Genomic DNA, 9,420 nt, shown 5'->3' on the forward strand with positions numbered 1-9,420 from the left:
TACGATGCAGGGGGGCTTTGCTTGTCTATTTTATTTAATGGAAAAATTTAAAATTCTATTGTCAAATAAAAATGCCCTTCATAATAACAGAGGGCATTATAAGGAGTAGTAATAAATGAAAGAGGATGAGATGTTAAATTTTTTGATGAATACCTTTCCTAATTTAGAAATTAGAGAAGTACAAGCAAACACTAATGGTTGGGATAATAACATTTATATATTAAATAATGAGATAGTCTTTAGATTCCCAAAATCTGAAGATCTTTTATCTAAAATATTGAATGAAGGCAAAATACTAAATTTGTTAAAATATAAAAAACCTATTTTATGCATACCAGACTATGAATATGTTTACAGTGGGAGTGATTTAAAAGGCGTTAAATATTCTTTCTTGAAAGGTAAGTCTTTAGGTGAATATCCCATTAACAATCTTAGAGATAATCCAAACAACGCCAAGTTGATTGGTGATTTTCTAACGAAGTTGCATAGCATTGATGTTTCAAACCCTAATCTAATTAACTTAGAGACAATCCATACACTTAAATACTGGGAAAATTTATATTCCTCAGTCAAAAATGATATATTTCCTTTTTTAAATGACCAGCGACAGAATGAAATTAATGAAGTATTCACTAATTTTATTGACCTCTTTCCAAGTTTAACTTTTAAAAAATCAATAATACACGGTGACTTGACTGCCTCAAACATTATTTATAATAAGGGTAAAAACTGTATTGATGGCATTATTGACTTTACAGATGCCCAAATAGGAGATCCTGCTTTCGATTTTGCAGGTTTATATTGGTCTTTTGGTTCAGAATTTACAAAGGACGTATTATCTTGGTATAGCGCTCCTGAATCGTCTGAGAATTTATTTAATAGAGTAAAAAACTTTTATGGATTACAACCAGTTTTTCATGAAATATTATTTGCAGTGAAAAATAATCAACAAATCAATTGGGATACTGCCTTTGAAAAATTTTCTTACCTAAAAAATTTATATGAAACATAATTAGTAGCCTGTTATTAAATTAAAGGTGATTATCTTAATAAGGTATAAGCATTTGATCTCTAACTTTAGCTAACCAGTTAAGCTCTTATGTTTTTCCGTTAAAGGGCGCTTTTCTGAAATAAAGAAAGCGTCTTTCTACATGAAAAGGGCCATTTAATGGAATAAGGCTTATTAAGCTAAAGGTTTGGTTAGTTGAATTTGTAGGCCAGAAAAAAAAACCGCACACAATGCGGTCTGATGTTCAATAATTATGGGATACCTTTTTAGGGAAGACTTGTATTTTACTCATCATTACTAATGGGTTCCACATTTTGTTCATTTGTTTGACCCCCATATTGCTGGTTAATTTCTTTAGCTAACTCATCTAAAAATTCATCAGATAAAAAGGGACTATTGTCTTTGAACATATAAATCCTCCTTTGACGTTGCTTCTCTTAAATATTTTTCTAAAGCATGAATTAATATCTACGTTACTAACATTTCCGTTTTTCTGTTTTTTTATCTTTTTACATAAAATTTATTTACTTTTGCAGAACACAGGAGTATTATAATCACTGTTTCAAATTTCTAAATCGCTGAAACCATTAGGTACGGGGGAACCATTTTTGTGGGTTGTTACTTAACCCAAGGGGTGAATCCTTTCAAGGTAGGGCTACTCAAAGGCCCGAATCCGACAGCTAACCTCGTAAGCGTTAAATGAGAAGGAAGGTGGAGCTTGTGACACAAAAAAGTGATGTGTCTACAGGTCTGTTTAACTCTGACTTGTAGGCACTTTTTTTTATTCATGTAAAAATTTTGTTCTTTTAGAGAAATTACTGTTTATAAGGGAATATATAACCTATTGACACTATTTAGGCGGTGAGTAATTAATGATTTCATTCATAAAAAGGCTTTTAATTGGACGACCTTTAAAATCCAATGAATTAGGAGAACAGAAACTTAACAAAACGAAAGCATTAGCGATCCTTTCTTCTGATGCTTTATCATCAGTGGCATATGGTCCTGAACAAATTTTGATAGTATTGGTCACAGTAGGTGCTGTAGCATTTTGGTATTCAATTCCTATCGCAGTTGGTGTATTAATTCTTTTAACAGCTCTTATATTGTCTTACAGGCAAATCATCTTTTCTTATCCTCATGGCGGTGGAGCGTATGTGGTTTCAAAGAGCAATCTAGGTGTAAATCCAGGCTTAATAGCTGGAGGTTCGCTATTGGTAGACTACATACTTACTGTTGCTGTAAGTGTGTCTGCTGGCACAGATGCTCTAACATCTGCTTTTCCCACCTTACATAACTTTAATGTGGAAATTGCTATTGCATTTGTGATTTTTATTACAATTTTGAATTTAAGAGGAGTAACGGAGTCTGCATCAATTTTAGCTTACCCCGTTTACTTATTCGTTGTAGCGATGTTCATATTAATTGGTGTGGGTATTTATAATATTCTAACAGGAGGAGTTTCACCTGAAATACACACCCCGATTGGTACACCTGTAGCGGGAATCAGTTTATTTATTCTTTTAAGGGCGTTTGCTTCGGGAAGTTCCGCCTTAACAGGGGTTGAAGCTATATCCAATGCCATTCCCAATTTTAAAGATCCAGCTCCTAAAAATGCTGCTAAAACATTAATGGCAATGGGAGCCTTGCTTGCGATACTGTTTTCAGGAATCATATTTTTAGCCTATTATTATGGCATTGCTCCAAGTAGAGAGGTAACCGTTGTTTCCCAAATTGCAGAAGAAACTTTCGGTCGAAATTTCATGTACTTCTTTATTCAAGGAACTACAGCATTGATATTAATCCTTGCTGCAAATACTGGTTATTCTGCTTTCCCATTGCTGGCGGTTAATCTCGCAAAAGATAAGTTTATACCAAGGATGTTTCTGATTAGGGGAGACCGATTAGGATATTCTAATGGGATCCTCATACTTGGAATTGCTTCTATCATTTTAATTCTTGCTTTTCGGGCAGAAACAGAGCATCTTATTCCACTTTATGCAGTTGGAGTATTTCTCCCATTTACTTTGTCTCAATCGGGAATGATGGTTAAATGGCTGCGAGAAAAGCCCAAAGGGTGGATTCCAAAATTCATAATTAATACAACGGGTGCTGTTATTAGCTTTACGGTCACAATGATTTTCTTTTTAACAAAATTTTCACAGGTTTGGTCAATCTTAATTTTTCTACCTATCATTGTCTTTCTCTTTCATCGAATTAGAAAGCATTATGAAGCTGTTGGAGACCAGCTTAGGCTTACAACTTGTGAACCTCCTGTGACAATTGAGGGTAATGTTATGATAGTGCCTGTTGCTGGCATGACTCACGTTGTAGAGAATTCCTTAAATTATGCTAAATCGCTTTCTCCTGAACAAGTTATTGCTGTATATGTTGCATTTGAAAGAGAAGACGAGAAAGAGTTTGGAGAAAAATGGAGGAAATGGCAACCTGATGTAAGACTAGTAACACTGCACTCTCATTATAGAAGTATCATCAACCCACTAACCAAATTTGTTGATACTGTGGAGCATAAAGCGAGGGAAGGAAATTATAAAGTGACAGTTGTCATTCCACAATTTATACCTAAAAAAGGTTGGCACAATATTCTTCACAACCAATCAAGTTTACTAATTCGTGCCTTCTTATTGTATCGGAGAGATGTGGTCGTTACAACTGTACCTTATCATTTAAAAAAATAAAGAGCAGGACTTTCATGTACTTCCTTACTTTGATATTAACGGAGCTGCTTTAAGCAGCTCTTTCTTATTTGAACTATCATGTAAAAACAGCACTTTCTTGCGTATTCTGTGGTGAACGCTGGGTTCATGGTTGGGTAACGGTGCTAAAGTTCAATATAAGCGAACTGTTTCAATAGCCTTTGATCTTCCACAAAAGGGCGCTTTTCTGAAACAAGGAAAGCGTCTTTCTTCATGAAAAGGGCCATTTCCTTTAATAAAGTTGGAAGGTAATGTGTTATAAATTTAAGTTGATCAAAAAAGGAAATTTATGGAGTTTGCAGAATTAGTTAACGAATACATTTACCTGAGGGGTGTTATGATGGAATGCAAAAGGGTAAAAAAAGACTTTAAAGTTGTTGCGATGAAAAACAGGGGTGCCTTTGCGAACTACGGGAGTGAGGTACCGAAGCTTGCTCAACAATTTATGAGTAGAGCCGGTGAAATTCAAAATCATTCTAAAACTGAAATTGCACTCTATGAACCGAAAAGGGATGAAAACCATCTAGAGGGATATTATTATGTTGGAATGGTTGTTTATGATGCATTAAATGAAGTTCCTTCTGGTATGGAATATATAGAAATCTCGCAGGAGTATGTAACTACTAGAGGAAGAATAAACGATGTTGGTGACCTTCATCTACAATTAAATAAATGGTCAGATGAAAATGGATATCAAAAGAACTTAGGATCCTATATTATTGAGATCTATCATCAAATTGAAAATGATATAGAAGAAGTAGAGATTTATATACCAATCCATTCATAAAATAATTAAAAGATATGACCCTTTACTTTTCCAATTGAACATACTCAACAATCGGGCGCGATTGTAGAATAACATTGGTATAAAATGATCAAAATTTTATATACTACTCCTTCTAGGTCAGTTGAAAAAGAATCCATTTTGATCAATCTTTTTTTAGTGAATTTTCAAATTTACCATAAAAAACAGGTTTGTAAGATGTTCTCGAACAAACTTTATTTCAAAGCAACATAAGTTAGTAATTAGATAAAAATTAACAAGGAATGTCCCATATGAAAGGGACATTCCTTGTTTTAATTAGAAAATAACTTACTTTTTTTAATATCAAAAACCTTGTTTAAAAATACTGGTTTCTAGGTCACGACTGAGTTGTCGTTAGACACAAGTATGTTCACAGACATTAATGTAGGTAACCCAAGAATCCTTTTATTATCAAGGAATAACGATTCTTTTCTCTATTATTAAATTACATTAATGTTTGTAACCTAAAAAATAATAAAAGTTTGAAGTTACATTAATATTGGTAACTAAATAGTCAGACGTATATAATACCCCTGATTTAAAATTCATTACATGTTACACAATCAAGTACATTATAAGTTCTAACACACCTTATTATCACTTATGATGCGATTCACCGTGGTAATTTAAGAGGCAAAAAAGGCATCAGTAGGTTTGTTTACTGATTCCTTTTTAAAGTTTAATCTTCAATAAAAAGTCTCCTCATATTGACTTGAGGAGACTGAATACCACAATTAATGTGTTATACTAATTTCTTCTTCGACTATTTCTTCTAGACTTTCTTCAATACCTTCCATTTTTTGCTGCATATTTTTTGATAGAATATTTAAAATCTCCTCGTTAGAAAGTTCTTCAAAATTATGCTCATTTCTAAGGAAATCCGAACACACATCAATGAAAACATTTGCAATTTTTTCAGTTACTTTCCTATTAAAACTACCCATTATTAACCCAACTACGGGTGACAAAACAATATTTCCTTTGCCAATAGTTTTACCAAATAATTTTGTAATAAATGACACTACCTTTGGTCCAAGTTTTTCACTACCATATTTGAAAGCTACCTTTCCGGCAGTTTTGCCACCTTCAAATAATATAAAAGGTAATAATATAGATTTTAATAGAGAGTTTGCTTCCTTTGTAAACTTTAGGAAGTTTTTGGAGACCGGAATTCCCATCACTGTCATTATATCTTTTGCTATATAAAGATAAACTGCTCCCTTACCTAGTACATCTAATCCAATGGGAAGAGTATCCGCCACATGAGCTAAATTTTTATAATTAAAAGGGCTTTTTGAGTCTAGACGTTCTTTAAGTAGTTCTTTTGCTGATTTTATTTTTTCTTCAATCTTAATTTTTTGGGCTGCAGTAAATGCTCTTACTGTTGCTTCCGGAAGGATATTCACCGTTTCACCGATTAAATTCTTAAGTCCATGAGGAGGAATAATTACATCCCCGTATAACTTTCTTTCTTCAGCTAGAACTCGACAAATTTTTACCTCTGGACATTCTTTTTCGATTTTCTTTTGGAATGTCTCATCCGTGTCAAGAGTTTGTGTTAATACAACGATTACAGGCATGTAATTTGAAAAATCATTTATCCACTCTAATTCAATATCCTCTATTCTCCTACTTTCGTTGGAAATACAATACCACATCACATGCATATGTTCTTCAACATTAGGGGAATCTGCTCGTTTAATAATTTCACTAATAATACTGTTACGGGATTTTTCCCTTTCCTTAGGGTCAAGTTCTAGTCCCTTTGTATCAAATAGGTTTACATTTATATCTTCAATATCGTATTTTTCTAGAGATTGTGAAACAGGCTTTCCTTCACCTGCCGTAGCAATTACAGAACCAAAAATAGCATTAATTAAAGTACTTTTTCCGACTCCAGTTTTTCCAGAAAGAACTATGTTAGGTTTTAAAAAACTCTTATCAAAGTCTTCATTAAACTTTTTGAATTCTTCCTTCATCTCAGAAAATAAATCTTCCCAAATATCATCATGCTTTGTCTCTTCAGTCATAAGTTACTCACCCTTTTTTATTATTCTAATTCTTTAAAACTATACTAATCATGTATTATATAGTAATAATTTACCAAAATATCAAAATAGAAGATATCCAATATTCCTGAGTAACACTCTTTGGATTAGGTTCGGGGAATAAATGTTTCGTGCAATTTTTGCTGGTTACAAAAAGGAAAATGCGTTAAATGAGTTCATTTAATTTGCCTCCTGTTAATTATTGTCTTTTTGTTATATTCTTATTGTAATCTATTAAACTTCCAATAAGTTGTGCTGCCAGACCATATCTGAAAGGAAAGAAAGAGATGAAAATAAATGATGTAGAAAAGAAAATTCTTGCTTTAGACCAATCCTTAGAGGAAAGAAATATTGTCCTTGTGCCTGATTTAACCCAAATTCAGGTCTTTAAAGAGAATCCCAAATCATTACAAGAATACATACCTTATATTCAAAGCAGTATAGACTATACTACGGATCTCGCTAGTGCTCTTAAAAAGTTCTTATACTCACCATTTTTATTTATTACTGAGTTGGTCCGTAAAATAAATTTTATAAAAAAGACTCCAGGAAATGTTATTGAAATGGATAATTACCCCACCCCATTCTCATTGACTTCAGTTAAGACAATAAAAAGTAATGACGAAATCTTTAATTCGATACTAACAATGGTGGAGGATAATGCAGATTCTGAGACATTTGCTCAAAGGGTAAAAACACTGTCATTTCAAAAGTACAAAACGACTAAAGAGTTTTCCGAAAGCGCAAATGTTGATTATTCACACTTAAATAAGCTTATTAATGGAAAACTTCGTGAAAATGCAGTTATCAGCAGAGATTTAGCGATTAAGATCTGTCTTGCATTGGAGCTAGACTTACTTGATTGCAATGAACTTCTTTCCTTGGCAGGTTACATCCTATGCGGTAATACTAGGCGAGATCGGGTGTTAAGTCTGTGTGTTATGCATAAAGTAGGTGTTACCACAGCTAATATAATTTTGGAGAAACGCGGGTTGCCTATCTTAAAATAAATGCCTGCGTATCCCGGACAGACTTCAAAGGTCTTTTAAAGCTTTATCCCTACCTATGGATATATTGATTAATTATAGGAAGTTAAGGTTCAAAGATGACAACGCATGTAGAAGTATCTTTGAGAATTAATTGATTGGTTACGAAATAAAAAGTGGGGTTAATTGAGAAATTCTTATCCACGTTATCACAATTTCATATTAAGAATGCTTTAATAAATAGAGGGAATATTACAATACGCTCTTATCAAACGCTTACAACGCCAATTTTTAGACTCACAAATTAGCTAATCTTGTATTAATTTCAAAAAAACTCATCTTTAAGTAATCTAGATTTTAAAAACAAAAGGGAAAAATAACCACAAAAAAGAATAGACGTTTTTGCAGGTAGTAAAGTTTTTATTCTTACAGCTGATAGGTGGACTCCTGATGTATTAAAAGCAAGGCAAGATAAAATGTTAAACCTATTGTTTAATAATTAATAAATCTTAACTATTTGATACTGTTCAACGTAACATTAGATAGAATGAAATCATATAAAAAATAACAGCCCTATTAAATAAGGGCTGGTTTAATTACAAGTTGGTAATTGGATAGTTTAAAATATCTTTTACTGAACAACGAATGGATTTCCCATTGGCATTTATTCCACGTAATTATGGTAACTATCTGTTTAAATTTACCTATTACTTTCAGAAAAATTCTTATTTCATTTTTACCTGAACTCAATAATAAAACCATTACTTTTAGAATTATATTCAAAAGGTAGATTAATACTAAAAATAATAGTTTTCTTTTTAATATAATCATACGCCTCTTTTTCTGTAAATGGAGCAAATATATTATTTGTTAAATTCAATAGATAATTACCATTTGAGTCTTTATTAGACTCTTTTAATTCTCTTGATATTTCTTCATCAGATTTATATTTAGCCGAGACACTTAGAGGGCCACAAATAAGAATTCCCTTTTCTGAATCAACCCCTATAATTAAGGGTACGTTAACTTCTATTTCATTCTTTAATGAATTAACAATATTTACAAATCTATCCTTTATAGATTCTGTTTGCTTTGATAATAGGTATTCTCGATCAAAATAGCCACCAATTATACTATCAATTTTAATATCGTCATCCTCTTGCAATTCCTCATAAATATTTACTATTCGTTCAATTAGGTTATCTTCTAGATAATTAATCTTGGTGTAGTAAAATCCATTTTCCATTAATATAGGTGTCAATATTCTCACAAAGTTTATTTTTATGTAATCTACTAAATCAGTACCTGATAATTGCTCAATTAATTGAGTTGGGTATGATAAATTTAGTAAAGTTTTCTTAGTTATTTGTGATTCATTATTGCAAGAAAGTGCAAAAGCTGAAGTAAGTGGATCAGATTTCAGCATTTCAGTAAGTTCTTTTTCTAAAGAACTTATTTTTTCATTTAACTTCACATCTTGTTCAAGGTATATTTTATTTAAATCATTGATTTTAAAGAACTTATATGTTTTTATAAGTAACAGCTTTAAAGTTTCTAGTTTAACCTCCATATCATTAGGAAGACTGAAAATTCCACTGAAGTCTTTATAATATTGTCTTAGTGTTTCATTAAAAGCATCTTTTTCTACATAAGAATTTAAGAAAGAAAATAACTCATCTTCTTCCAAAGACTCGATAAATTCCAGTTTATTAAATACTGTACTAAACAGTATAAAGAAATCCCTTACTACATAATCCATAATTAACATCTTCGCTTCTTCTGTACCAATTAGTTCCCATCTATCGAGTTCTATTTTCAATTCATCATAATAATTAATAAATGTATAAAATAATAT

7 protein-coding genes and 1 riboswitch are annotated in these 9,420 nt (G+C 31.9%); of the genes, 4 read left to right on the top strand and 3 right to left on the bottom strand.

The window, feature by feature from the left end:
* The first annotated feature begins 115 nt into the window (after nucleotides 1–115).
* Entirely contained in the window at nucleotides 116–1,012 is an 897-nt protein-coding gene (locus V7127_RS10715) for an aminoglycoside phosphotransferase family protein (protein ID WP_335485753.1), read from the top strand.
* 281 nt (nucleotides 1,013–1,293) lie between these two features.
* Here V7127_RS10715 and V7127_RS10720 read toward each other — a convergent pair whose 3' ends face one another.
* Nucleotides 1,294–1,419: a bacitracin ABC transporter ATP-binding protein gene (locus V7127_RS10720; RefSeq protein WP_335346166.1), complete on the bottom strand. Its 126-nt coding sequence runs from the start codon at nucleotides 1,417–1,419 to the stop codon at nucleotides 1,294–1,296.
* 156 nt (nucleotides 1,420–1,575) lie between these two features.
* A riboswitch (cyclic di-AMP (ydaO/yuaA leader) is annotated at nucleotides 1,576–1,720 on the top strand.
* Between the two features lie 161 nt (nucleotides 1,721–1,881).
* Here V7127_RS10720 and V7127_RS10725 point away from each other — a divergent pair.
* The gene (locus V7127_RS10725) at nucleotides 1,882–3,708 is read left to right on the top strand and encodes an APC family permease (protein WP_335485756.1); all 1,827 of its coding nucleotides are present in this window, start codon (nucleotides 1,882–1,884) and stop codon (nucleotides 3,706–3,708) included.
* Nucleotides 3,709–4,063: 355 nt separating this feature from the next.
* Nucleotides 4,064–4,513 carry a GyrI-like domain-containing protein gene (locus tag V7127_RS10730; RefSeq protein ID WP_335485760.1) on the top strand — a complete coding sequence of 150 codons (450 nt, stop codon included), beginning with the start codon at nucleotides 4,064–4,066 and terminating at the stop codon, nucleotides 4,511–4,513.
* 752 nt (nucleotides 4,514–5,265) lie between these two features.
* Here the strand turns inward: V7127_RS10730 and V7127_RS10735 are convergent.
* The gene (locus V7127_RS10735; protein ID WP_335485763.1) at nucleotides 5,266–6,561 is read right to left on the bottom strand and encodes a GTPase; all 1,296 of its coding nucleotides are present in this window, start codon (nucleotides 6,559–6,561) and stop codon (nucleotides 5,266–5,268) included.
* Nucleotides 6,562–6,866: 305 nt separating this feature from the next.
* Here V7127_RS10735 and V7127_RS10740 point away from each other — a divergent pair, with 305 nt between their 5' ends.
* Nucleotides 6,867–7,589 carry a hypothetical protein gene (locus tag V7127_RS10740; protein ID WP_335485766.1) on the top strand — a complete coding sequence of 241 codons (723 nt, stop codon included), beginning with the start codon at nucleotides 6,867–6,869 and terminating at the stop codon, nucleotides 7,587–7,589.
* A 712-nt stretch (nucleotides 7,590–8,301) separates the two neighbouring features.
* On the opposite strand, the gene V7127_RS10745 is transcribed toward V7127_RS10740, so the two are convergent.
* Nucleotides 8,302–9,420: hypothetical protein (locus tag V7127_RS10745; RefSeq protein ID WP_335485769.1), on the bottom strand; the 1,119-nt coding region annotated here is incomplete at its 5' end.

Origin of the sequence: Bacillus sp. JJ1773 (assembly GCF_036962035.1) — a bacterium.
Taxonomy (GTDB): Bacteria; Bacillota; Bacilli; order Bacillales; family Cytobacillaceae; genus Cytobacillus.